The organism is Microcoleus sp. B7-D4 (assembly GCF_036705125.1).
GTDB lineage: Bacteria > Cyanobacteriota > Cyanobacteriia > Cyanobacteriales > Microcoleaceae > Microcoleus.
Map to the genome: position 1 here is coordinate 47383 of NZ_JAUBTT010000035.1, position 24900 is coordinate 72282.

The following is a 24900-nucleotide window of genomic DNA, read 5'->3' on the forward strand; positions in this document are numbered from 1 at the left end:
CCTACTTTTGCCAAGCGTATGCAGTTTCCGTCCCCAATGATTCAGGTTTATGCAGCCAATAGCTCACCCAGGTTAAAGGAGTGAGTGCAGTACAAAAAAATTGGCGCTTGAGAGAAGATAAACGGGAGAAAGCAACATCATGACAAAGTACCGTCAATGGATTAATAAAAGTCGCAGAGATTTGGCAAGGAAAACCAATTAATGCTGTCAGTTCATCGATCGTATAGCCGCGCCGGACATGACCCCATTCTGCCATCACCTCCGCTTCCGGTGGGCAAAGTGGTTTCATAAATCCATAGTAGGGAAACCGCCAATTTTCATTGGGAGTGCTCACTAATAAAAATCCCTTGGGTTTGAGCACTCGCAGCGCTTCTGAGATTGCTTTTTGATGGTCGGGAACGTGCTCGATCACGTCAAACATCGTTACTATATCAAATGATTCATTTTCAAACGGTAAATTCGTGGCATCACCGCAGATGAAGCGGACTTTTTCTTGTTGGTTACAAGGGGCATTTGCATATTTAGGATCGAGGTCAATGTTGGTAATCTGTGCTTGCGGATAGAGTAAAGCCGTCAAGCCGCCTTGACCGCCTCCGACTTCTAATACTTCTTTACAGGGAACGTCAGGGGCAATGCGGTAAATTGCTCGCATCTTTTCCCGATAAAAGAATCCTTGAGTCAAACCATGCGGAAAGGGGTTGCGGGATAAAAAACGACCCAAATTTTCTTTATTTCCTCTTGTCTCTGACGGATGAATTGCTACCATTGTTTTTTTCCTATAAACTCCAAAAATTACTAATTTTTGTGACTCTGATTCTGGATATAAAATTGTACTCCAGCCAAACAGCCTAACGCCTCAGAAAAGAGCGTTTTATTGACCCCTCTAAATCCTGTCAACGATCCTATGATGAATCGCTTGACATAATATCTAGGCAAAGCGATGAAAACGCGACGCAAGTTGCCCCAGTGTTTGTACCTTTCAAACTGCACAAAAAGCGCTGCGATATGTCCGCGCATATAGTGATACATTTGGTGTTTTAAGCTATCCAGATCGCCGCGGTGGTAGTGGTAAACGACCGCTGTTGGTTCATAGCGACAAAACCAGCCTTCGGCAAGCACTCTATACCAAATTTCAGAGTCTTCACTACACCCAGAAGCGCCTGCACCCAACCGTTCGTCAAAGTATCCAATTTTATCAAAAAGTTCGCGCCGGAACGCCATATTTGCCCCTGCACCAATGCGCCAAACGGGGACAGCGAACGGCTTCATTTCCTCAAAAAATTGAGTATCAAAGGTTGTAGGGCGGTATCCCCATCCGAAGCCAGTATGACCTTTTTGGAAGATCAATTGGGCTTCATTTTCAAGTTCTGCTGGTAGAATAAGTCCCGTCATGGCGATGACGCGATCGCCCTGGAAACTTTGGGCAATTCTGGCAATCCAATCAGGATGAACAATCACATCATCATCAGTAAAAGCAATTATATTGCCTGTACTGTGACGGATGCCAGTATTGCGGGCCACGCTCAAACCAGGGCGAGGTTCTAAGACATATTTAACCTCTGGTATTTTGGCAACTAATTGCTGCGTAGCGTCTGAACTAGGAGCATTGTCAACAACAATAATTTCGTGGGGGAGATGGGATAAGTTTTGGAAGGATTGCAAACATCGCTCTAATTGTTCTGGTCGATTTCGAGTACAGATCACAACAGAAACAGTTTCACTATTTAAGTGTGAAAAGTGTTGCTCAAGCTTTGCAAGAGGTTGTTCCAAAGCCATTAGAGCTTGGAACTCAGGGGGGCGATCGCGCGCCGGATTCTTGGAAATAACTGGCAAAGCTGCTTTAAAACCTTGCTCTAGCAAATGGCTACCGATGGTAGGAGTAATTGCTTGTACCGCTAAATTAGTCAATTCTGTTGCTGACATTGGCAACTGAGCGGCTAAAATCTCCTGTTGACCAAGGGGTATATTATGCCACCAAAATACAGTGTAAATGCCCCCATAACCAGGAATTAAAGGCAAGTCAGGAATGGCTTTACTTAGCTCTACGTTAATAACTTTCCAGGAGTTGCTCACAGAAATTACCTCAAAGTAGCAATAGATTTATCGGGTGGCTAACCGACTAATTTTGCCCGACCCAAGAACTCTCGGCGTTCCTCCGGTTCATGCGGATCATCCGGTTAATTCCGGCCCACTTACCCCGCACAAAACTTTTGTTGATCTCCACTTCCGCCGGATTCATTCGCCCCAAAGCCGTTCTTAAAGATTGAATTACGATATTTTGGGAAGCTTTTACCCCATCCCAAATAAATTTAAACAACCAATCTTGATAAGAACCCGACCAGAGAAGAGAATCGCCCAAAACTTGAGAAGTCCCTAGACCATAGTTAATATCTATCAAGTATTTTTGAGAAGTACGCCTACTTGGAATAAAGTGCTTTAACTGGCAATCAGGAGTGTACCAAAGATCGTATCCCGCACCATAAATCCGCAAAGCAATTTCCACATCTCCCCCTGATATCAGCTTGGTGCCGATGCGATCGTGAAGTAACGGTTTATCAATCCAACCAGTATGTGCCAAAGCTCCTCTATTCAACACTAATCCTGCTCCCACGAGACAAGATTTTTTTTGGGTTCTGTGCCGTGTTCTTGTTGTGCGAAGGAGTAACCATAATTCAATACATATTTAGGCGGTGGAGTTTCCCAATCTAAAATCACTCGCCCACCAAAAGCGCCGCAGTCAGGATGAGTCGCAGCAAATTTAACAGCTTGCTCCACCCAATCTTCTGCCAGGAAGCAATCGTCATCTACGAAAGCAATCCAATCAGCCGTTGTATTTTGAACCCCGTAGTGGCGCGCATAGGTTAATCCTTGCTGTGTTTCTGAGCCTGTAGAAAGGTAGGGAATTGTTCCCGACACTCGATATTTTTCGACAACTTCCTGCGTGTTATCCGTGCAGTTATTATCGACCACTAACACCTTCCACTCTAATTCGGGCGACACTTGCTGTTGGGCAAGGGCCGATAGAGCTTTGTTGAGAAGAGGAGCATTGTTATAAGTACAGATGACGATATCAATGGGCGGAAGCTTAGTCATATTTAATTGTCGTTTCCTGCATGGAACGAGAAATAGATTTCTGAAGCAAATCTCCTTTTTTTAGGCAAATTGCCGCCGAATCTGCTCGATACGTTTTAAAGAACGGGGGTACTCGCCAAAAAGCCCTACGATCCCACCCCACATTTCAGCTAAAATCATCGTTGGGGGCAAAGGATGACAGCCCCTAATACTCTTTTGCAATTCATCTAACTGATAGCCCATCCACCAAGCGATCAGCCGGATTAGCTGCGATCTCTTGGCAGGATCGGTCTGATAGGATTTTATCACAAAAGCCATAAAACCTAACCCCCAAGTCCAATACTGGCGGCGCAGTTTTTCATATTCCCGGCGGTGTTGGTGAAACACCAGATAGCGAGGGTCATAGACGAGGGGATAGCCAGCGCGAACAACTCGATAAAAAATATCTAAATCGCCACCGCCGGGGAGGGGCGCACCTGTATCGAGTGCATCATCAAATCCCCCTAGTTTGAGTAAAACATCGCGGCGAAATGCCATATTGCAGCCAGCTCCAAATATGCCTGCACCACAGGGGTATAACGGATTGTGAGGCAATATTTTGCCATAACGAATTTTCTCAAATCCGCGCCGAAAACCGCCCCGACTTTCAAATAAAATTTGGGCTTCAGTGGCTAACTCATAAGGTAGCACTAACCCTGTAAAACCACCCGCATCGGGATTTTCTGCCCAAGCTTCCCTCAATCCGTTCAGCCATTGGCGATCGGGCGTGACATCATCATCTAGAAAAGCTAATATTTCCCCAGTTGCTTCCTGCAAGGCGCGATTGCGAGCGAAGTCTAAACCGGGTTTTGGTTCCCTGGCATAGCGAACTCCTGGTAGGGAGTCTACCAATTCTTGTGTTTTTTCATTAGAAGGTGCATTATCAATTACTAACACTTCAAAGTTAAGATTTTCACCGGAAATAGGTGTTTGCAACTTGAGTAAATGTTGCAGACACCGGGCCAGGTTTTCCGGCCGATCTTTCGTACAAATTGCCACTGTGAGCGAGGGAAAAGTATCGCCTTTTTCGGTAGGATTTAACTCTTCTCTAATCGCTTCCTGAAGTAACTTAGCGCCGACTTCCCGTTCAATCATTTTAGCTAAATCTTCAGGAGAAAGGACGCTCTTTGGAGGAAGAGGCTGCATGATCAAACCAACAGCTTTATCTTTTCGCCGCACCACTAAGGCAATTCCTGTATCTTCCTCAGAAATTGTCAGAGTGGGAAGGGGCTGTGTCACTTCAATGTCAATAATCGGATAAGGCATAAGTGATTCACCAAATTCCTATTAGTTTTGTAAGTTGCGGTGTTGCAGATGATAAAGCTTGGCAAACAAGCCATCGAGTTTTAGCAAATACTGGAGGTTCCCTTGTTCGATCGCCCTGCCATTTTCCATCACAATAATTTTATCGGCATTTTCAATCGTCGATAAGCGATGAGCAATGACAATGACGGTGCGGTTCTGGCTGAGCGTGTTGAGGGCCTCCTGAATCAAGTTTTCAGCAATACTATCTAGAGCATTCGTTGCTTCATCCAAAATTAGAATATCGGGGTCGCGGACAATCGCGCGAGCGAGGGCAATACGCTGCCTTTGTCCGCCAGAAAGGCGAACGCCGCGATCGCCCACTTTCGTGTCATACCCTTCCGGCAGTTGGCTAATGAAATCGTGAGCATTGGCAAGTTTTGCAGCGTCAAAAATTTCTGCCTCCGTTGCTTCCAAGCGCCCGTAGGCGATATTATCCTTCACCGTCCCGCTAAAGATATGAACCTCTTGGCTGACAATCGCAATTCCCTTTCGCCAGTCCGTTAAATTCAGTTCTTGTAAGGGGCTGTTGTCAATATAAATTTCTCCTGAAGTTGGCTCGTAAAAGCGGCAGAGTAGGCTGATAATGCTCGATTTTCCCGCACCAGATGGCCCCACTAAAGCCGTCGTTTGGCCGCGTTTGAACTCGACGGAGACAGCCTCTATTGCCGGCCGATCTTCAGGGTTGTAAGTTAAGGAAACTGACTCAAAATAGATCGCCTGCTTCAACTTGTCAAAGGGAACGTTACCTGAGCGGATGTAAGGTTTATCAGAAGTGTCTAAAAAAGCCATCACCAGTTCAGCAGAACTGGCGGTAGATATTAAACCTAGCCTCGCTACATCTAGCTGTTGCACCTGTGGTTGCAAGCGGTAGAGTATGAATAAAAAAGTCAGCAGCGTTGGCATAGCTGACTGGTTTTGCAGGAGGGCGAGCCCCAAAATTCCTAGCAGGAGGAGTGCGGAAAAAACTTCATAGAGCGGATTGATGAGCCCTCCCAGCATATCGAGTTGGAAAAAGGTGTTTCGCACCTGCTGGGAAGCGCGATCGAAGCGTTCTTGCTCATAAGGTTCCCGTCCAAAGGAGCGGATGGTTCTCATCCCCCCTAATCCTTCCCACATTCGGACAGCGAGCTGAGAATTGGCGTCTACAGCTTGCTGTGCGAGATGTTTGACTCGGCGCGTCACAAATTGGATGAACTGCGAAATTAGGAAGAGGGATATACTGATAATTAAGGTGAGTTGCCAAGAGATGAGTAGCAACAGTGTTGCCAGGACAGTAATCGTACAAGCATACGTAATCAAGTTAACAAACAAACTCAAAGCTTTGCTAGTCTGCCAACTCTCTGTCGCCAAAATATTCATAATCTTTCCCGATTCGCTGCGCTCTAAGAAAGAGTAGCTAACGGTTAAAGTTTGGTTAAAAATTTGGCAGCGCAATCGGTTGCTAATTCGCGAATTTAACCAAGCAAAAAGCAGAGAATTACTATAGACAATCAGGTTTTTGATGAGGATGCTGACTAAAATACACAAGGGGATGATTAAGACCCGATAGCTATCAGGGACAGCAGCGAATATCTTCATCAGAGAATCAATGAAAGAATTGCCAGTTACAGCCTGAGTTTCTTCTTGCTGTAAAGTTTGCAAAAAGGGAATGAATAAGCTAATGCCAAAGCCGTCGGAAAGGGAAGCAAGCATACCCAAGGAAATCATTGCCGGGATGGCCCAAGGGTATATCTTGAGGAGGGGAAGCAGAGTTTTAATAGCCTGAATCTCTTTTTTCATAAGACAACTCTGCCTGTGCCGATGGAGTGGCGCTAATGTTCACTTGAGGGAGCATGTCAATATCTGCTTGATTTCGCTTGACAATGCGGGAAATTGAGCGGTGAAAAATGTTCCCAATCCTTACCATCGATTCGATATTTTTGCGCCGACTCTCAACCAGCAGCTCTCGGCTGCTGAGTTTACAGTCAGAGGATTGCGGCTCTTGTGAACTCAGAGGTGTCTCCAGAGCAGCTTGAGGTTTCCAAAACTGGGATAATAGGTTTAAAAGGCTCTTCCCCAATACTCTGTAAAAACCATAACGGGACAACGGTGAGATGCACTCAGCTTTTAAAGCTTGGAATAACCAAAATAGCGCGGTGCGATCGCGGCCATTCCGACTACTTTGGTGTGCTAAATACATCAAAAAATTACTGGCTGACAATCGGTGTAGGAACTCGGGAATTTCCGGATGCCGTTGCTTTACATCTTGCAGCATTAATGCGTGAGACTTCGCCATCACCATATAATTGCTAGACATACTGCTGTCAACTTTGCGGTATCCAATTAGAAATTCCGGCACCACTCCGAATTGATAGTATTCTGCCAGTCGCAGGTACAAGTCCCAATCTTCACAGCCTTGAGCACTCTTCTCTATATAGCTAGTGGCGTAAAAGCCCACCTTATCTAAAGCAGAACGCCGGATCATCGAAGCGCTAGCATTGCCTAAAAAGTTGTGGCAAATTAAGGTTGCATAAACTTCACCTTCCATCGTAAAAGCGCGGAGTCCCCCGGTTAAAGATCCCTTTTCATCAATATCTAATGACCAAGAATAGACGACTCCTAACGATGGCTCTCCCTCCATCATACATTGAACTTGTTTTTCTATGTTTTCAGGATACCAAATATCATCGGCATCAAGGGGGGCAATGTATTCTCCTCTCGACTTCTGAATTCCTAAGTTGCGAGCAGCAGCGACCCCAGCATTGGGCTGTTTCAAAAGCTGGACGCGAGAATCTTTTTGGCTGATTTTTTCGACAATTTCAGCGGTTCGATCCTGGGAACCATCATCGACTACTAAAACTTCAATGGCTGGATAAGTTTGAGCCAGAACAGATTTGAGAGTTTCTTCAATAAATTGCTCAGCGTTGTATGCAGGGATAATGACTGAGACGAGAGGTAAATTGGGAGATTTTTGAGAATCTGGCTGCATTGGTTTTTAACAAGGTTTTTCAAATTTTTTTTTTGCTTTGTAGATTGGCCTCTCTACCTTACACTCGTCGCAGTCAGGACTTACACAGTCGGTGGAAGAGATAGCCAAGAAACCCCTAATAAAAATTGTACCGCATTCTCTGTTCAACGTCAATGGTATATAGCACGTATCAATGAGTTTTGCAAATCAAGAGAATGGTGATAGACTAAGCTGAAGTGCATTTAAATTGTATAGTCAAATTTAAGAAAATTCTTGTGGGGAGTAGGGGTTGGGCCAGAAAGCCCGCCCAAAAAATACAATTTAGATTCCCAACAGCTTACAACTAAAAGTTATATTCTAAATGATAAAGAGATGCTCCTCGGCCCACAGCTACTTCGTTCAGCAATGATTTTTATTGTTTCATTGATTAAATAAATCCGTGTTCTGCTAAGAATTCTGGTGTAATTGTTCCCAAACTGTTGATTGCCGGGGTTTCTTCCCACGGTTCGGGATGGGATTTTGAGCCGCTGCGGAGAAATTTGGCGACATATTTGCCCAGAATATCTGCTTCTAAGTTTACTAAACTTCCTGGTTGCAAATAGCTGAGGTTTGTCTCACCAAAACTGTGGGGAATGACAGCAACTTCAAACCAATTCCCGTCAGCATCGCAATCTGCCACGGTTAAGCTGATGCCGTTGACGGCGATGCTGCCCTTGGAAACGATGTAAGGTGCGATTTGACGTTGCCATCCCGAATTGGCGGATGGTGGGGCAGTAAACCGCATCTCCCAAGCGTTGGCGGTTTGGGTTGATGTCGCTAAAGTGCCGATCGCATCTACGTGCCCCGTCACGAAATGTCCCCCCAATTTGCTACCGGCGCGCAGGGAGGTTTCTAGGTTCACCAAAGCATCGGGGAATGATCCCAGAGTAGTGCGCCGGAGAGTTTCTGGGGAAGCGACGGCGACAAAACCTTGCGGCAAAACTTCCACTACCGTCAAACAGACTCCATCCACGGCTACGCTGTCCCCAATGGCTAAATCTTGTAAAATCTGGTAGGAGTTGTTTGATGTGCAGGAAATTTGGAAATAATCGTTGCCTAGCGACTTCAGTTTTCCGAGAGATTGAATTAGTCCTGTAAACATAAGTATTTTTCCTTAGTCGATCGCTTATTTACATGAAACCACAGGCACAAACCAGACGCAGGAGGTTTTTCCGTCCCCCTGTCCCCCGGAGTCAATCGAAAATCTAAAATCTCAAATCTAAAATCGATAGTCCCAGATCAGTTGCAGATTCAGGCGAAGATCGAGTCATACTGGATTTAGGTCATCTTTATGTCCGAGTTTTCTACCGCCTTGCAGTTTCTTAATTCTGTCAGTAACCCAGCCCTAAAACCAGGGACTGAGCTTGTAAGAGCAATCGAAGCAAGCTGTGCTGACGGGCCTCAGCCTTAACTGGCTACGTTATTTGAGTCACGACACTCCTTGAATGCGACGCTAGTTTTGGGCTCTGTCATTTGCAATTAAACAGTCTTAAGGTCACGCTCGACAGTGTTGCAAGTCTAACAAGCTCTCATAACATTGACCGACAAGCGAACATTACCCCGAAAGGGAGCCGGAGACAACCATATCTCCAAAGAGGGGCAACCATACCCCTCTACCCCCGAAAGGGGAAAGGGGATTCAAGGTGGTGCTCACTGAGCGTAGTCGAATGTGTTGAAACCGCCCATGTTGTTTCCCTCTCAGGACTAAAGTCTCTGAGTTTCCCACTTACCGAGCATTTTTATGATTGAAATGAAAGTCGCTGGAATTGCCTTAGATGCAGCCACGCGCAGTCCTATTGTCCTATTGAGAGACGCTACTGAGCGACGGGCTTTGCCTATTTATATCGGTCAGGAGCAAGCAAAGGCTATTATTAGCGCGATCGAAGGCCACAAGCCTCCTCGGCCTTTAACTCACGATCTGATGGTCAATTTTTTAGAGGCATGGAGTCTTACCTTGGAGCGCATAGTTATTCACTCGCTGCAAGATAACACGTTCTATGCCGTACTGATCGTCCGTCAGGGAGAAGTTAAAAAAGAGATCGATGCCCGACCTAGCGACGCGATCGCCCTAGCCTTGCGAACGAACTGCCCCATCTGGGTGATGGAAGAAGTCGTCGCCGATGCTTCGATACCGGTCGATCGAGATGCTGATGAGGCAGAACGCCGGGCCTTCCGGGAATTTATCTCAAACCTCCGTCCAGAGGATTTGATTAAGAGAAGTGGCTTGGGCCCGGGCGAAACTTCCTAAACTTTATGCGCTATCGACGGTTTGGCAAAACGGAGTTGCACCTGTCTGTATTTTCCTTGGGAACCATGCGCTATTTGGCTTCTGAGGAAACTGCCTGTCAGACTGTACAACAGGCAGTGTCTCAGGGAATCAATCACCTGGAAACGGCTGCAGGTTACGGTTGCAGCGAGGAATATCTTGGCGCGGCCCTTTCGGCGGGTTTGTCTGTCGATCGATCGCGCCTCCACGTCACTACAAAAATTTCCCCAACCGAGGATGCAGCAGCAATGGAACGCTGCATCGACGCATCCCTCAAACGCCTGAATTTAGACTATATCGATTGTCTGGCAATTCACGGTTTGAATACTTGGGAACATTTGGCGATTGTACGAGATCCCACAGGCTGCATGGAAGCTGTACGCAAAGCCCTGGCTGATGGGATCATTAGGCACGTCGGCTTTTCGACTCACGGGCCTCTGGATCTGATTTTGGCTGCAATCAATACAGATTTGTTTGAATTTGTCAATCTGCATTATTACTATTTTTTTCAGCGCAACGCCCCGGCAATTGAACTCGCCAAAGACAAAGATATGGGCGTTTTCATCATTTCCCCGGCAGATAAAGGAGGGCAACTCTACACGCCCCCGGAAACTCTCGCACAATTGTGCTCGCCTTTCTCGCCTTTAGAGTTGAACTATCGATTTTTACTCAGCGATACTAGGATTGGGACTTTGAGTGTGGGCCCTGCAAATGCCACAGAATTAGAGCAACCCCTGAAATATTGCGATCGCGACTTTCCCCTCACCAACTCCGAAATCGCTGCGTTCGATCGGCTAGAATCGGTTATTGCAGCAACTTTGAAAACCGACAAATGCAGCCAGTGCTATGCCTGTTTGCCTTGCCCGGAAAACATCAACATTCCCGAAGTATTGCGACTCCGCAATCTCGCCGTCGGGTGCGACATGACTGACTTTGGCAAATACCGCTACGCCATGTTTGAAAATGCCGGACACTGGTTTCCCGGCAGCAAAGGCAACCGCTGCACCGATTGCGGCGAATGTTTGCCCCGGTGTCCCGAAGAGTTAGACATCCCAACTTTGCTCAAAGATACTCACCAGCGACTGGGCGGCAAAGCAGGCAGGCGGTTGTGGGATTGAAAAAAAGGTGATGAAGGGAAAAGGCGATCGCACCTGCCACCAAATACCGCACAGAAACTTGGTTTTTGGCTTCCCCTGCCTAAGTTTTTTCTTTAACTCCTGCAACAATTAGGTTAAACTCGTTTTTAAGTGAATTTACATACTGCAAGCAAAAATCCGGGTTTTTGAGCCAGGGTGAAAACCTAAAATTGAGCGAAAAAGTACCTCTGTTTTTGGGGATCAATACTGCCAACAGGCTTTCAAGAACATCCGACAGCATACTAATAACTAAATAACAAAATCTGACTCAGCAGAATTCAAACAGTAAAATTCTGATCGTTTATATGAATGGGCAGCCCGCATCTACTACCGATTTAGCATCTACTCCTATGGCTCAGACTCACTTAAACAACCTCCAGTCAGATTGTCCGCAGCCAACTACAGCAGTAAGTTCCGACAGATTTGCAGCAGTTGTCATGCCTTGCACTTACAATTTGTCTCTCACCCGCAAACAACTAATTGGACTCCTAGTTGTACCAATAATCTTGCCACTGGGACTTGCAGGAGCGGCGCTTTGGATGATATTGACAGCGGGACTGATCCAAGGGCAAAATCAAGCTAAATCAGAATTAGTTGTTAGTGAAATTAACTATAATCTCAAACTCGATCGCGCCGCCGACCGTTTGCAAAACTCCTCTGACAGCAAAACCATCGCCCAAACAGCCTTAGCTTACAACAGCGGCAAAAAATTATCATATTTGCAAAAATCTGTCAAGCAAATTCTAGAAAATCAAGTCAAAACAGGAGCAATACACAATGCAGCTTTAGTGGGGAAAGATGGGAAGATAATTGTTAGCGTTAATCTCAACCAAGAGGGACAAAGTTTTAATCCTCGCAACCTAGCCTATCAAGTATTAGCAAAAAAAGAGCAAATTACGCCCAGCAAAATTCTGGCTAAATCGGAAAATCAGAAACAATTGCCAACTTTGCAAACGGGATTGAGCGAACGTGTCCTTGTGAATTACTCAGAAATTCCCGTAAAACATCCCAAAAATCAGACTGTTATTGCTGCTTTATTTTTAGGAACAAATCTGAGCCAAATCCCGATGGTTGCCAGTAGCGAAATAGTCCATTCACTCGGATTTTACGCTATTTATGCACCGCTTAATGAGGGCAAATATGTCTTGGTAAGTGGACAAAGTGTTACGAAAAATCAACGGTTGCCCGACTTACAGTGGATGGACAGATCGCTACTGATCTCTGCACGCGCCGCCGATGGGAAAGCAGTTGCTCAGCAAATAAAAATAGGGAATCAGGCTTATACAGTAGCAGCAAAATCCCTGAATAATCTAGCCGGAAAACCCGCTGTAATTTTAGTGCGGGGCATCCCCACAACCTCGATCGAAACTTGGTGGGGCAACAACTGGCTGCTGGCAATGTCTGCGGCTGCCCTTGTCCCCTTCGCCTTGGGAGTTGCCGTCACTCGCCGGATTGCTAAACCCGCTAACTCAGATTTATCAACATCAGACGGGAATTGGGCATTTAACTCCAGCGCCGAACTGCCGCAGCGATCGCGGACATTTGATATAATTTATGACAATTTAAATTTCGGCGAATTCCCCGATTTATTTCCCAAAAAATCGAGTTTAGATGGTCAATTAGCCGTAGATTTTCGATATAATAAAAAATTGGCGGGCGATCCTCTTCGAGGGCTTCGCCAACGCCCGATCGCAAATCCCCACATCCCGCTCGCTTTCCAACCCCTAGAATTGCCCGAAAACTCCGTCTCAAACCAGTCGCGACAGGTAAATACAGAAAATACAGAACTAGAAAAAAGCGCGATCGCCTTAAATCTAGTCCAGGAAGCTTGGCAAGACTTAAATCGCCTCAACTGGGAATTGCAGCCAGAAATACTCGATCGCCAAAACACTCAAAAAGCCCTGCGAAAGAGCGAAGCACTGCTGCAAGCGATTTTAGACAACTCAACAGCAGTGATTTACATCAAAGATGTTGACGGAAAATACCTGCTCACAAACCGCCATTTTGACAATTTGTTTGACATCGCAAAAGAGCAAATAACAGGGAAAACCGACGGCGATATTTTTCCCCAAGACTCTTCAGCAGCCCTGCGAGAAAATGACCTGAAAGTTCTCGAATCCTCCTCGCCCCTAACCCTCGAAGAAATCATCCCTCAAGACGACGGCCCGCACACTTATATTTCTCTGAAATTTCCCCTCTGCAACTCCGAAGGTAAAGCTTATGCAGTCGGTACAATTTCTACAGATGTGAGCGATCGCAAACTTGCCGAAGTCACCCTAGAAAAAGCCAAAGCAGAACTAGAAATAGAAGTCGAACAGCGCACCCTATTCCTCAAACAAGCCAACGAACTCTTGCGGTTTGAACTGGCCGCCAGAGTCCGCGGCGCCATCACTGTCAGACAAATGACGGCTCAAGTAGCCCGACACGCCAGAACTGTTGACGGCATTCTCGGCGCTTCTCTTGACCTAATTTTTCTAGTAGATCGATCGGGAAAATACACCTATGTCAGCCGCACCGCCGCTCAAGCTGCCGGCATGAACCCCAGACAAATGATTGGCAAAACCTGGCAGGAATTAGGCTGGTCGCCAACAATTATGCAGCGGGTTCACCAAGAATGCCACGGCATATTTGCCACAGCCGAGCCCGTGAAAGGCGAAGTAATTGTCCCCACGGCCAACTGGGGAACCCGCGACTACGAGTACATTCTCAGCCCGGTTTGTGCGACAGACGGCAGCGTCGAAGCCGTAGTGGCGACACTGCGGGATATCACCGAACGCAAAGACGCGGAGGAAGCGTGGCAGTTGGCCAAAGAAGCCGCAGAACTCGCCAACCGCGCCAAGAGTGCTTTTCTGGCAAACATGAGCCACGAGTTACGCACTCCCCTGAATGCGATTATCGGCTACAGCGATATACTGGTGGAAGATGCCGAAGAGTTAGGCCACTTAGAGCTAGTCTCGGATTTAGACAAAATTCGCACTGCTGGCAAACACTTGCTGCGGCTGATAGAGGACATTCTCGACATTTCCAAAATTGAAGCTGACAAGATGGAGATTTACCTCGAAAGCTTCGATGTTGGAGGTTTAATCGAGGAGGTGGTAACAACTATCAAACCGCTAATGGATAAAAACGGCAATACTTTGCAAGTATTGAGTTCTGACAATATCGGCGCGATGCACGGCGATTTGATGAAAGTGCGGCAGGTAATGCTGAATTTGCTCAGCAATGCTGCTAAATTTTCTGCTAATGGGGCGATCGTGCTTACTGTCGAAAGAATTACCAGTGAAGAATTAAAAAATAAATATCAACCGAGAGTTGCTCAATTGTTAATTTTGGATGCAGATTTTTTAATTTTCCGAGTGACGGACACGGGCATCGGCATGACACCAGAACAGCAAGAGCGACTGTTCCAACCTTTTACTCAAGCTGACGATTCAACTACTCGCAAGTACGGGGGTACTGGTTTGGGACTGACTATCAGTCAGCGTTTTTGTCAGATGATGGGTGGCGATATTGAAGTTACTAGCGAGTTAGATTGCGGCTCTACTTTTGCTGTGTGTCTGCCTGCTTCATTGTTTAAGCGATCGGAATTTTAATAATTTTGCAGAAATAAGAGAAGAGTCGGCGGTTGAAACCGCTACTATACAAACAATGTCCGCCTCCGCGGACTGAAGAATAATAAAATTAACTTCCAGGCTCCAGCCTGGGAACATAAATCTAGAGGCTCTGCCTCGGTTGGAAACATGGAGGCAGAGCCTCCGGATCTGCATTACTAGGCTGGAGCCTAGTAACGAGTAATTTAAAATTATCTGCGTTTATCCGTGTTTATCTGCCTTACATCTGCGGTTTCTGTATCAATGAATGATTTATGCAATCTTGTCTAATAATATGATGAATATGATGAATTACCCCAAAATGCGCCACGAAAATCAAGTTTCTCCCCGCAGGCATGGCATTTTGACAAAAAGTTTATTTTTGTTCCCGATCGCCTGTTCTGCGTGCCTCGGAGCCTTGCTGTGGGGACAATCTGCGGCTTTTTCCCAGCAGCCGGCTTGCCCGACTGGCAACGCTGCTAATTTGCCGTCGCCCCCGCTTTCGCAAACCGAAAAAAGCGTGCCGAGTCTGTGGTTAGCTCAAAAACAGTTTGGCGGAAAATTGCTCGATCGCTGGTTTGTCGATCCCGGCAATACTTGGGTAATTCTCATCGTCAACCGCCAACTTTGGAGTTTGCTCGATTATATGGAACGCTATCAATTTGTCAACCGCTTTGGCACTGTCGCCAACGATTATGGTTACAATGTGCGAGTTTGCAACCGTCAAGGCACTGCTTTGGCAGTTTATTCGTGCAAGGGCGATCGGCTTAACTGTCGGATTGATTTAGAATCTCTCTCAAATCCGGGTATTCGAGGAAGGGTGAAAGGATTTTAGATTAGTGTCCCTACAAGAGTTAGGACACGGCGCCGTGCCTTTGGGAGTGTCAACAACCAGGTCAAACCCATAGTCCGGCAAGGGTTGAAACCCCTGCCTCAAAGCTAAAGTCGTCTGAAGACGACTAATGATATCAAATCCGTTAGCATCGGAATAGTAAATTCCAGTTCAGTGTTCACGGCGTTGACGGTTGACTGTTCACGGCGTCAACAGTCAACTCTCAACAGTCAACATCATGTATGAGTGTAACCGGAAATGAGATGAGTTCTTCAGTCCTCTTTGAGAGGACTTTAGCTATTAGACAGGGGTTTCAACCCCTGGCGGGCTCGCGGGATGACTGTAATTTAACTTTTCACTACTTGCCGAATTTCTTGCCACAGCGATCGATATTGGGCAATCCCCGCATCCCCAAAAGGCAGCAGAAAGTCGCTAGCAGCAAGAATCTTAGCATCCGGCAACAACACAGAATTAGTGCGAACAGCTTCCGGCAAATCTTCGGGTTTCATGCCGACAATTATCGGCGAACTAGCCTTAGCCAGCAAAGATAATTGAGGAGCAACCCGAGGTTGTAAGCAAAAATCAATCCATTTTTCCACTAAAGAAACTGGATTCCCTGATGCTGGTTGTACCCACAAATCTGTCCAAAGTGCAGTTCCCGAAACCGGAACTACTAAAGCAATATCCTTTTGAGTTTGCAGCAGCGGCAGCAAGTCCCCAGAGGAACCTACTGCCAACCAAGTATCGCCTAAAATTAATGGTTGCAGGTAAGCGTCCGAACTATAAAATTTAACTTGTTGGTGCAGATTTGCGAGTTCTTTTTTAAGATTTGGGATTTTATCTAATTGCTGCGTATTGTAAGATTTCCCTAGTTTTTTTAATGTTAAACCGATAACTTCTCTGGCACTGTCCGGCAGAGAAATTCGATCGCGCAATTCGACTCGCCACAAGTCTTTCCAATCTGTCGGAGTCCACCCCAAAGCCTTAAATTTGTCGGTTCGATAGGCAATTACCGTACTTCCCCAGCGGTAAGGTGCAGCCCACACTTTACCTTGAGGATCTAATTTACCCTCGTCGTTGCGCCTGACGAGTTTTTGCCATCTTTCGGGCAATTGTGACCAATTAGCAAACTTACCAGGATCGATCGGCTTAATCAATTTTTGCCTAATTGCCAAAGTCAGCCAGTAATCTCCCAACATCACCAAGTTAGCTTGATTTTTTGATTCGGGAACCCGTTTCCACTCCTGCAACAGGGCGAATAATTCTTTTAATTGTCCTTCTTGCGTTACCTGCAAAAGCGGAGACGGTTGTACATCGCGGCTAAATTTGCTTACCAGTTGGGCCGGAATACCGTTTTTGAGCGATCGAATTTTGAGAATGGGCTTCGAGTCGCACCCTGCCGCCAATTGACTTAAAGTTAGGGTGGCGGCCCCCAATAGCAAAGACCTTCGTTTCACCTGTCAATCCGCTTTTCTAAATATTGACCGATCGTTTTGTGTTCTACAGCCGGGGAAATAATTGTTTGTCGAGTCCGGTAGTTGGCGCCGATTTGTCTTATTTCTTTTTCAAACACAGAGCCATTGTACTCGGTTCTGCTGCGAAGAGAGTCTGTTTGACCGAAAGCATCCACGATACAAGCCCCCGAATTTATCCGTGGGGTCAATGCTTCAATGCTTCAATTCTAAAATCTAAAATCTAAAATCTCAAATCGATTGGCTCTTGCCCTGATTTTACCTTCTACCTGGTCGATCGAGCTTTCCGATGCCGAAAACTCCGTCAACTTAACGCCTAATTTCTGTGCTGCAAGTTCCTTTGAGCCAGTTTTGCTCGCCAGCCGGGTCGATCTACTGCATCTGTGTTACATTTTTTAATATAACGAAACAACGAGAGCGCTGCCATCTGCCGTTGGAGGAAGCTTTTTACACAACCGAAGTAAAAAATCCTTTTTAAATCGGCGACAGCTTAATAACTAAAAAAACTAAAAATCCACTCATCTGAATCCTGAAAGCACTGGCGAGAGCGAAGTCAATCTAATAGGACGCTCTGCGATCCGACTCTCAGAAACCCGACGTTTTAACTCTGATTGAAGGTTTGAACGAAGTATGGGGGTTAACCAACCCGGTTCCTGTGTCCAAGACTATCTAAAACCTAAAATCTAAAATCTACAATCGACCCACGAATGCCGATCGATTATCTTCAAGCTGGCTCCCTAAATCTACCGTCAGGATTGGGAACACAACAATTAAGTCAAAAATTAAATAATTTAGTGATAAATCCAAGTTATGTAAAGATTTACCTAAAATGTAAAGATATTAAGTTACGAGCCAAAGGATGATTGTATGGAAGCGCTCCGCCAGCAAGTTACAGTATTGAGCCAACAAGTCGAGGCCCTCTACAAACTCATAGAAAACCTCAATGAAAAGCTCTTGGAGTCGGCCAAGGAGACGAAGCTGACCCAGCAACAGAGAAACGATCGCTCTGGAACGCTAGGAAATGACCAAACCTCGCCCTATCAAAGCTACAGCAGTCTCGACGGCCTCCTCGAACACAAAGACATACTGTTAGATGACAGCTACTTCGACAAGAATTCTCAAAGCCTGGAAAAAGAGCTGAGCGCAGAGATTCAAATCCAGCGCTTAACTGCTCAGCTAACAGCAGCTTACAATCGAATTGCTGCCTTGGAAGAACAGTTGCTCTCCAAAAGAATGCACTCGCAACATCTAGGCGGGCCTAATTAAATATTGCTAGCGGGGATCGGGTAGTAATTCAAAAAAAATACAAGTTGCGTTGATTTATGCTCGTCTACTTATAGATTCATTGCATAGAGTTTTTTATCTCCCGCAATTAGCAGGGGGAATACTGCATGAAAGGGAGATATTGTGTAGAAATAGGAAGGCTATTTCTTTGGTGAACAAGATTTTTTTACAAACCGCAGAGGGCGCAGAGGACGCAGAGAGAGAGAAGAAAGAGAAGAAAGAGAGAAGTTCACAAATCTGGCATCGATTCTTATAACTATCTACTTAATGTTTAATGTCACAGCGCGAGGCTAAAGCTTCAACAGCGTGGAGGAGTTGAGTGGGAGTCCAATTTGCAGCCAAGCCACTGGCGATCGCACAGGCTCCCGCACCGACACCTTCTTTAACATAGCCGCGATCGTAAGCTTGCAGTTGCGCGTAGCGAGATCCAGCAAAACTTAGCTGCGCGGCCAACAGAGGCACACTGCCGATATCATTAGCAAGTCCTACAGTGTCTCCTGTAGGGTCTTCGGCCACCCAGCGCGTAGTCCCCACCGCAACTTGTTCGGGACTCCATAGCAGAGCATATTCACGGGCTAAAGCTTGCATCAAAGCGTACACTGCCAGCATTTGCGTGCCCCCGGCCAGGAGTACCCCACAAGTCCGACTGGCGGCGATCGCCATTCCCGCCACCGCTATTTGCATCGGATCGCCCACCGCCGCTACCAATTCCAGGGGAGTGCTGTTTTGTCCGTTAATTTCCCACTCAGCATTATTGAGTCCCGCTGTCACCGCAGCCAATTTTTGAGCGTGATTGCAGCGAGGATGAGAACTATTAACTTTGCCCGCCGCTGCAATACCCAAACCCATTAACACGCCCAAAGCAGTAGTCGTTCCCCCAACTACGCACTCCCCTAAAATTAAATAGCTGCCATTAGTTTGAGCAGCCAATTTAGCTCCCCAAATTAATCCTTGTTCGAGCAAATGTTTGACTGTTTCGAGTTCTAAAGCATTCCCAGAAATCAGACACTTTGCCGGAGTGCCGCCCAAATCAATTGCAGGTACGGTAGGTGGGAGGGGCAAACCAGCATTAAATAGGTAAAGCGGAAGTTCCAAAGCTTCGACTACAGCGCGAGATATCAATACCGGCGAGGCACCCGCTTCTAGGGGCGGCAAAGGATATTGGGGCGACGGTTGGGGGCCGTTATACAAAAATTCTGCATCGGCTAAACAAGTAAATTGTCGATCGTGCGGAGTTGCTCCTGCTGCTGAAATCCCCGGAATTAAGCCAGTAGCGGTAAATCCTAACACGCAGGCAAATATGGGTTTTCCTCCCCGATAGCGATCGAGCCATCGCTGCCCCTGTTCTATTTCTGTATAAATATGAATCATAAATTAGTCATTAGTCATGGGAATTGGGAATTAATTATTAGTTATTTGTTAGTTCTTAGTTGTTGGTTTTTAGTTATTCGTTTGCCCATTATCCCTGACCCCTTACCCCTTATATCAAGCCCGGTACTAGCGGACGTGATATGATGTGTCCTGTTTATGAGCCCCCACAACATTTGCAACCGATCCTTAAAGCTTAGGTTCGACTGGTTTTTAGTTGTTGCTCCTGTGCACTTACGGCGATCGCCCTATGAAGTTGGCTGCCATCGGGATGCCCTCTCAACAGAATCTTTCTTGTATGCAACTTCATGTAAAAATGGTAGAAATCGGTTAATCCGTAGTTGGTTTGACTGGGAGCGTAAATATTGGCAATAATCATGGTTAAAGGAGATATTTACATATTTTACGCGATAGTTAACTAATTATTTTAGTTCTCCTCGCCGTCGTACTTAAAATTTTTAAGGGTGACGCAGGCGCGATCGTCTTTCACTCGCCGCTCGCGATCTCTGTAAACTTCCGCGATCGTACTTATACGGTTTTAATTAAATCCTCACCAACTTGTGAGGCCATATTGTGTCAATTAGTAGCCTTCGTATTTGTGCAGGCAGAAATATAGTGTACCTGCACAAATCCTGTCTAGAGTTGCATTTTCTATATTTTTCAAAAGATTCGCCCACAAGTTGTAAGTCCTGGGCTCTATCTAATAACAGAACATTCAGACGCACCCTTTTAGTTAAGTTATCAATTCAGCACTCAAGCGTCAATCTTAAAAGGGCTCGCTAACTGCCCCCTGGCGCACCCCCTGCTTGACCTCTGAGTACAAAAATTACTCCCGTCATAATTAGCGCCACGCCTACTAACCGCAGCGGTGGCAACGGCTCGTTAAATACAATTTTGCCGCCCAAAACAGTAAACAGGTAACTGATTGACAGTAAAGGCGAGACTATGCTAATGTTAGCGCGGGACAAAACTACGATAAAACCGATCGAAGAAATTGCGTACAGAGAAAGACCTGCTATTATCAAAGGCTGAGTAGCCATTGCTATAACTTTTTCAACTAAATTAGCAGCGCCGATGGGCCCTAAAACTTTTGCTCCAGCCTTCAGAGTAAATTGACCCAGGACGCTGCACAAAATGGCAGCAAGCAAAACCAGAAAAACGCCTCTATTCATGAGTTCACCAAGATAATACTACAGATCGAGAATGGCCCGGAACAAACTCTCCTAAACAGCTTTGATTAAGTTTTATTGAGTTTTGTTCGCTACCCATATTTTAAACATACATACTGGAAATGCAAGTATTGTCGATCGCCAGCAACAGTAGAACAAACATATGGCAGAACAGACCAACGCCAGCGGGGAATACACTCTCGAATTATCGATACTCATGCCTTGCCTGAACGAGGCAGAAACTTTAGAAATCTGTATCCAGAAAGCGCAGAAGTCCCTGCGCGAACTTGATATTGCCGGCGAGGTCATCATAGCAGACAACGGCAGCACTGACGGTTCTCAAGATATCGCTACCAGAATGGGGGCGCGAGTCGTACCCGTAGCAGCCAAAGGCTACGGCAGCGCCCTGATGGGAGGCATAATCGCAGCGCGCGGACTCTATATTATCATGGGCGACGCTGACGACAGCTACGACTTTTCTAGTCTCGGCGCTTTTGTCGAAAAATTGCGGGGAGGGTGCGATTTAGTGATGGGAAACCGCTTTCAAGGCGGCATCAAACCGGGGGCAATGCCACCACTGCACAAATACTTAGGAAATCCGGTACTTACTTGGGTGGGGCAGCTATTCTTCTCCAGTCCCGCCGGGGACTTTCACTGCGGATTGCGGGGTTTCAGGAGAGACTCAATTTTGAAACTCGACTTGCAAACAACGGGGATGGAATTTGCCAGCGAAATGGTCGTCAAAGCCTCTCTGTACAAGTTGCGAATCACAGAAGTCCCCACCGTACTCTCTCCCGATGGCCGCAGCCGTCCGCCGCACCTGCGAACTTGGCGAGATGGCTGGCGGCACTTGCGATTTCTGTTGCTTTACAGTCCCCGATGGCTGTTCTTGTATCCGGGTGCTTTCCTGATGATTGTGGGTATAATAGTTGGCATTTGGCTGTTGCCCGGTACTCAAAATATCGGGAGTATCAGCTTTGACGTGCATACACTGCTGTATGCTGCGATCGCAATTATCATCGGTTTTCAAGCAGTAACTTTCGCTTTCTTCACCAAAGTTTTCGCCATCAGTGAAAAACTGCTGCCCGAAGACCCCAAACTCAACAAAATATTTCGCTATGTCACCCTAGAGACAGGATTGATTTTCGGAGTCACACTGATATTAATCGGAATAGTTGGCTCGTTCTTGTCATTAACTATCTGGAGTGAAACTGCTTTTGGTTCTCTCGACCCTTCTAAAACTCTGCGTTTGGTTATTCCCTCGCTCACTTGCCTGACTGTCGGTTTGCAGATGGTTTTGTCGAGCTTTTTTCTCAGCGTGCTGGGGTTGAAGCGCAGGTAAAACACTTAAAAGTACAGTTTTGTTATAAATTTCACGAAAGATGATTTAAATTGCCCAAATGCTGTGTTAAATCGAGCGCGAACAATCGGGCTTCAACCAGGTTGTCAGTTCATCTCAAAGCTAAAATTATATGACACTAACTGAAAACAACTCCAGCGAGTATGTTGGCCCCAAGCTAGGCGGTTTCGCAACTAAACTATCTTTGTACGCCCGCCAAAAAATGTTCGATTTGCTCATGGGATTAGCCCATCCCAGCGCCGACACAACGGTGTTGGATGTAGGAGTAACTTCCGACCGCCGCGAAGACTGCAATTTCTTTGAGAAACTTTATCCGCATAAGGACAAAATCACCGCAGTCGGTATGGAAGATGCTGTGTTTTTAGAAGAAGAATATCCAGGTTTAAAATACGTCCGTTCTGATGGATTAAGCTTGCCATTTCCCGACAAAAGTTTTAATTGAGTCGTGAGTTTTGCCGTAATCGAACACGTCGGGAGTCGGACTCAGCAACAAGCTTTTGTTCGGGAACTTTGCCGCGTCGGCAAAACTTGCTGCATCACAACTCCCAACCGGTGGTATCCCGTAGAATTCCACACTGCTGTTCCCCTCATACATTGGCTGCCCCCCTCTTGGTTTCGAGCGTTGCTGAAATTGCTCGGTCAACACTTTTTCGCCCAAGAGGAAAATCTCAACCTTTTATCTGAGAAAGATGTGTTAAAGATACTGCCAGCAGATGCTCGAATTTCTACCAAACATTTCCGGCTTTTCGGTTTGATATCTAATCTGCTCTTTTATGTCATCTAAATATTTGCTACTTACGCTGAACTCCCAAATCCAGCACAAAATTTTCTCCGTCTGCATAAAGCTTCTTTCTCGTTTTTGCTAGTTGTTGCACGTTATCCCGAAAGTCGTGAGCAAGTTGTGATTGCAGTCTAAACCAAGATGACAATCCAGGCGCTGAAGTATCTACATTTGGCGGATGATTGAGACTCCAAGACGAATAAGCTATGTATCGAATAGATTTTGAAACTAAATAGTTCGCTAAAGCTTCATCGCCTTTGAAGACAGGCATTCCGGGAGGCAAACTTGCTCCTCCGGGCCAGTCAGCTAGGAGAATTTGATTGCGTTTAAAATCGAGGATAAAAGGTGTATCTAGCCTGGTTAAAACTGTTTCTCCCTGGGGAATAGACTGTTGCAGCGCTGCATACTGCAACTTTTGCTTAGCTGAAACTAAAGATGGATTCGTTAGTCCGAATTTAATATTTTTCACATAAGCTGAATAAGTATTTTTAGTGATCTCCCAATCGTAGCTGATTGTAAGACCTGCACAAAATACAGCGGCAATAAAAAAGTTAGGAATCCCGTTTGTATTTAACACTCCTGTATCCGTCATGGCAATCATAATTAATATGATAATTGCCGGAAACAGGTGAGAGAATGAATAGCGAAAAGGGTCGGCATTTTCGGTAAGCACCCCTACAACAACAGTTGCCACTAGCGCTGCAACTGTCATAGATAAAGGTGCTTGGCGGTTCGAGAACGAGGATTCTGCTGGTAAATTAGCCAATTTCAGAGGTCGGATACTTAAGCTCAAGCAGCCGAGCAATATCAGTATAAAAACGTAAATACCTCTGAATGCTGCGATGGCTGTTTTAACAGTTCCCAAGAGTGTCGAACCTGATTTGAAAGTAATGCCGTAGGCGGAGGCGTGATAGCCTTTTCCCAAAAGAGGATACAATAAAGTACCTGAAGATTGATACAAAGAAATCATCCAAGGTAGGAGAAATATTCCTACTAATACTGTCGCCAGCGCGAATTCCCAAACAACTTTTTGTTGGGTCTTTGAGCTAATAAAATAGCAAAGGTAGCTAACTGCCAATACAATAGCCGAGGCTGGAATTAGAGAAGATTTTAACGTACAAATTGCGGCGGAGATTAAAGCAATAATACAAGCATTGGAAACCCAAGAGTTGCAGTCTATTTCTTTGGTGTCAATGGTTCTAAACAAACTTAAAAATAAAGCTACAGGCAGCATACTACTTGTAGTGTTTGCCTTGGGTACAGCAATCAATAGGACAAATAAAATTGTAAATATTACTCGTCTAGTGGAGGCTGGATGTTCTTTGAAAAATCCGATAATTAGTCCGATCGTAATTATCAGCGCTAAACCCGGGTCTATGATGTTTAAATTAGTGTCAGAAAGTACGCTGACAATGAAAGTATGGAGAAATGACTGTCCCCCCAAAGATACTATTCTTCTTTCGCTAAAAGGCTCTAGGCCCATAGAACCGAGTTGCAGCATTTTGTGGGGAAATACTAAGTAAGCGTGGTAGTCATCGCTGGTATTAAACCCGTCAGCATACACCATGTTGGCAAAGTTGAGTCTGCCTGTATACACCCATCCCGCGTATTGGATAAAAATCAGTAGGCTGACAGTCGCAATGCCTGCTAAGACTATTTTATCTTTGCGACTTTCTTGAAATAGCTGTGAGAGATTACTGGCGATTGATTGTCTGTGATTTATCAAATCTACTAGACAATAAATGAGTCCCAAACCTAAAAAAAATAAAATTGTGGGTGGCGAGATATTCCAAGTTGCGTTTAATACACCGCCAATGATAAGGCTCAAGGCTAGACCCCAACCTGCTCTTTGTCCCCAGTCCGTTCGCTGGTTGGGAAACAGAATGTGGTTGAGGAATTTCCCCCAACCGATGAGGGATAAAAGCAGGCAAATACCGTAGAAGAATGATATTAGGTATGGAACCATTGCTGTCAAAGCCTATTATATTAAATTGTTAACTTGTGGAGGGATGATTTGTTAAGTTTTGGCGGTGTGTTAGGAATCGTCTTTCATCTTAGAAGACTGTGTGAATTTTGTCAATATACTGTTTTTTGTGTTCGTTGCTGAAGGATGATTTAAAGGTGATTACTATTGATCGGATTGGATACCGGACAGAAATTTATGGGGAGCATCTCACCTTTGCAGCCCTCCGCTAGAAATTGGAGTTTTGAGGCAGGAGGCAGGAGGCAGGAGGCAGAAG

At 45.7% G+C, this 24900-nt stretch carries 22 protein-coding genes; 8 read left to right on the forward strand and 14 right to left on the reverse strand.

What is annotated here, in order from left to right:
* Nucleotide 1 precedes the first annotated feature (1 nt).
* The 8 genes from QUB12_RS15870 to ribE form a co-directional block, all read right to left on the reverse strand.
* Nucleotides 2–766 (reverse strand): class I SAM-dependent methyltransferase, encoded by a 765-nt coding sequence (locus tag QUB12_RS15870; RefSeq protein ID WP_333138961.1) that lies wholly within the window; start codon nt 764–766, stop codon nt 2–4.
* A 29-nt stretch (nt 767–795) separates the two neighbouring features.
* On the reverse strand, nt 796–2073 hold the full coding sequence (locus tag QUB12_RS15875; protein WP_333307524.1) for a glycosyltransferase: 1278 nt from the start codon (nt 2071–2073) through the stop codon (nt 796–798).
* A 46-nt stretch (nt 2074–2119) separates the two neighbouring features.
* On the reverse strand, nt 2120–2596 hold the full coding sequence (locus QUB12_RS15880; RefSeq protein WP_333307527.1) for a hypothetical protein: 477 nt from the start codon (nt 2594–2596) through the stop codon (nt 2120–2122).
* A complete protein-coding gene (locus QUB12_RS15885) occupies nt 2596–3093 on the reverse strand; it encodes a glycosyltransferase (RefSeq protein WP_333307531.1) in 498 nt (165 codons plus the stop codon). Before QUB12_RS15885 ends, QUB12_RS15880 begins: the two co-directional genes overlap by 1 nt.
* Nucleotides 3094–3153: 60 nt before the next feature.
* Nucleotides 3154–4377, reverse strand: a complete 1224-nt coding sequence (locus QUB12_RS15890) for a glycosyltransferase (protein ID WP_333138956.1) — start codon at nt 4375–4377, stop codon at nt 3154–3156.
* Between the two features lie 21 nt (nt 4378–4398).
* A complete protein-coding gene (locus tag QUB12_RS15895) occupies nt 4399–6195 on the reverse strand; it encodes an ABC transporter ATP-binding protein (protein ID WP_333307534.1) in 1797 nt (598 codons plus the stop codon).
* The gene (locus QUB12_RS15900; protein ID WP_333138952.1) at nt 6170–7384 is read right to left on the reverse strand and encodes a glycosyltransferase family A protein; all 1215 of its coding nucleotides are present in this window, start codon (nt 7382–7384) and stop codon (nt 6170–6172) included. The genes QUB12_RS15895 and QUB12_RS15900 overlap by 26 nt, the downstream gene beginning before the upstream one ends.
* A 406-nt stretch (nt 7385–7790) precedes the next feature.
* The gene (gene ribE / locus QUB12_RS15905; protein WP_333138950.1) at nt 7791–8504 is read right to left on the reverse strand and encodes a riboflavin synthase; all 714 of its coding nucleotides are present in this window, start codon (nt 8502–8504) and stop codon (nt 7791–7793) included.
* Nucleotides 8505–9143: 639 nt separating this feature from the next.
* Between ribE and QUB12_RS15910 the strand changes: the two genes are divergently transcribed.
* From QUB12_RS15910 to QUB12_RS15925, 4 genes are all read left to right on the forward strand, one after another.
* Nucleotides 9144–9650, forward strand: coding sequence for a bifunctional nuclease family protein (locus QUB12_RS15910; RefSeq protein WP_015176672.1), 507 nt, complete (start codon nt 9144–9146; stop codon nt 9648–9650).
* Nucleotides 9651–9655: 5 nt separating this feature from the next.
* On the forward strand, nt 9656–10786 hold the full coding sequence (locus QUB12_RS15915; RefSeq protein WP_333138948.1) for an aldo/keto reductase: 1131 nt from the start codon (nt 9656–9658) through the stop codon (nt 10784–10786).
* 323 nt (nt 10787–11109) lie between these two features.
* A complete protein-coding gene (locus QUB12_RS15920; protein WP_333307537.1) occupies nt 11110–14397 on the forward strand; it encodes a PAS domain-containing protein in 3288 nt (1095 codons plus the stop codon).
* 301 nt (nt 14398–14698) lie between these two features.
* Nucleotides 14699–15229, forward strand: coding sequence for a hypothetical protein (locus QUB12_RS15925; protein WP_333138944.1), 531 nt, complete (start codon nt 14699–14701; stop codon nt 15227–15229).
* 344 nt (nt 15230–15573) lie between these two features.
* Here QUB12_RS15925 and QUB12_RS15930 read toward each other — a convergent pair whose 3' ends face one another.
* Together QUB12_RS15930 and QUB12_RS15935 are read right to left on the reverse strand one after the other, a co-directional pair.
* On the reverse strand, nt 15574–16683 hold the full coding sequence (locus tag QUB12_RS15930; RefSeq protein ID WP_333138942.1) for an extracellular solute-binding protein: 1110 nt from the start codon (nt 16681–16683) through the stop codon (nt 15574–15576).
* Nucleotides 16680–16856: a phycobiliprotein lyase gene (locus tag QUB12_RS15935; protein ID WP_333307539.1), complete on the reverse strand. Its 177-nt coding sequence runs from the start codon at nt 16854–16856 to the stop codon at nt 16680–16682. The genes QUB12_RS15930 and QUB12_RS15935 overlap by 4 nt, the downstream gene beginning before the upstream one ends.
* Nucleotides 16857–17565: 709 nt before the next feature.
* Between QUB12_RS15935 and QUB12_RS15940 the strand changes: the two genes are divergently transcribed.
* Complete coding sequence (locus tag QUB12_RS15940) at nt 17566–17964, forward strand: hypothetical protein (RefSeq protein ID WP_242715966.1); 399 nt, start codon at nt 17566–17568, stop codon at nt 17962–17964.
* 282 nt (nt 17965–18246) lie between these two features.
* Here QUB12_RS15940 and cobT read toward each other — a convergent pair whose 3' ends face one another.
* From cobT to QUB12_RS15955, 3 genes are all read right to left on the reverse strand, one after another.
* Nucleotides 18247–19353, reverse strand: coding sequence for a nicotinate mononucleotide-dependent phosphoribosyltransferase CobT (gene cobT, locus QUB12_RS15945; protein ID WP_333307542.1), 1107 nt, complete (start codon nt 19351–19353; stop codon nt 18247–18249).
* Nucleotides 19354–19546: 193 nt separating this feature from the next.
* Complete coding sequence (locus QUB12_RS15950) at nt 19547–19729, reverse strand: hypothetical protein (protein WP_333138934.1); 183 nt, start codon at nt 19727–19729, stop codon at nt 19547–19549.
* 400 nt (nt 19730–20129) lie between these two features.
* Entirely contained in the window at nt 20130–20522 is a 393-nt protein-coding gene (locus QUB12_RS15955) for a transporter (RefSeq protein ID WP_190737183.1), read from the reverse strand.
* 160 nt (nt 20523–20682) lie between these two features.
* On the opposite strand from QUB12_RS15955, the gene QUB12_RS15960 reads away from it, so the two are divergent.
* The 3 genes from QUB12_RS15960 (at nt 20683) to QUB12_RS15970 (ending at nt 22663) form a co-directional block, all read left to right on the forward strand.
* Nucleotides 20683–21861, forward strand: coding sequence for a glycosyltransferase family 2 protein (locus QUB12_RS15960; protein WP_333138931.1), 1179 nt, complete (start codon nt 20683–20685; stop codon nt 21859–21861).
* 130 nt (nt 21862–21991) lie between these two features.
* Nucleotides 21992–22321, forward strand: a complete 330-nt coding sequence (locus QUB12_RS15965) for a hypothetical protein (protein WP_333138929.1) — start codon at nt 21992–21994, stop codon at nt 22319–22321.
* Nucleotides 22322–22324: 3 nt separating this feature from the next.
* Complete coding sequence (locus QUB12_RS15970) at nt 22325–22663, forward strand: hypothetical protein (protein WP_333138927.1); 339 nt, start codon at nt 22325–22327, stop codon at nt 22661–22663.
* Between the two features lie 7 nt (nt 22664–22670).
* Here QUB12_RS15970 and QUB12_RS15975 read toward each other — a convergent pair whose 3' ends face one another.
* Nucleotides 22671–24626, reverse strand: coding sequence for a hypothetical protein (locus QUB12_RS15975; RefSeq protein WP_333138925.1), 1956 nt, complete (start codon nt 24624–24626; stop codon nt 22671–22673).
* Nucleotides 24627–24900: the final 274 nt, after the last annotated feature.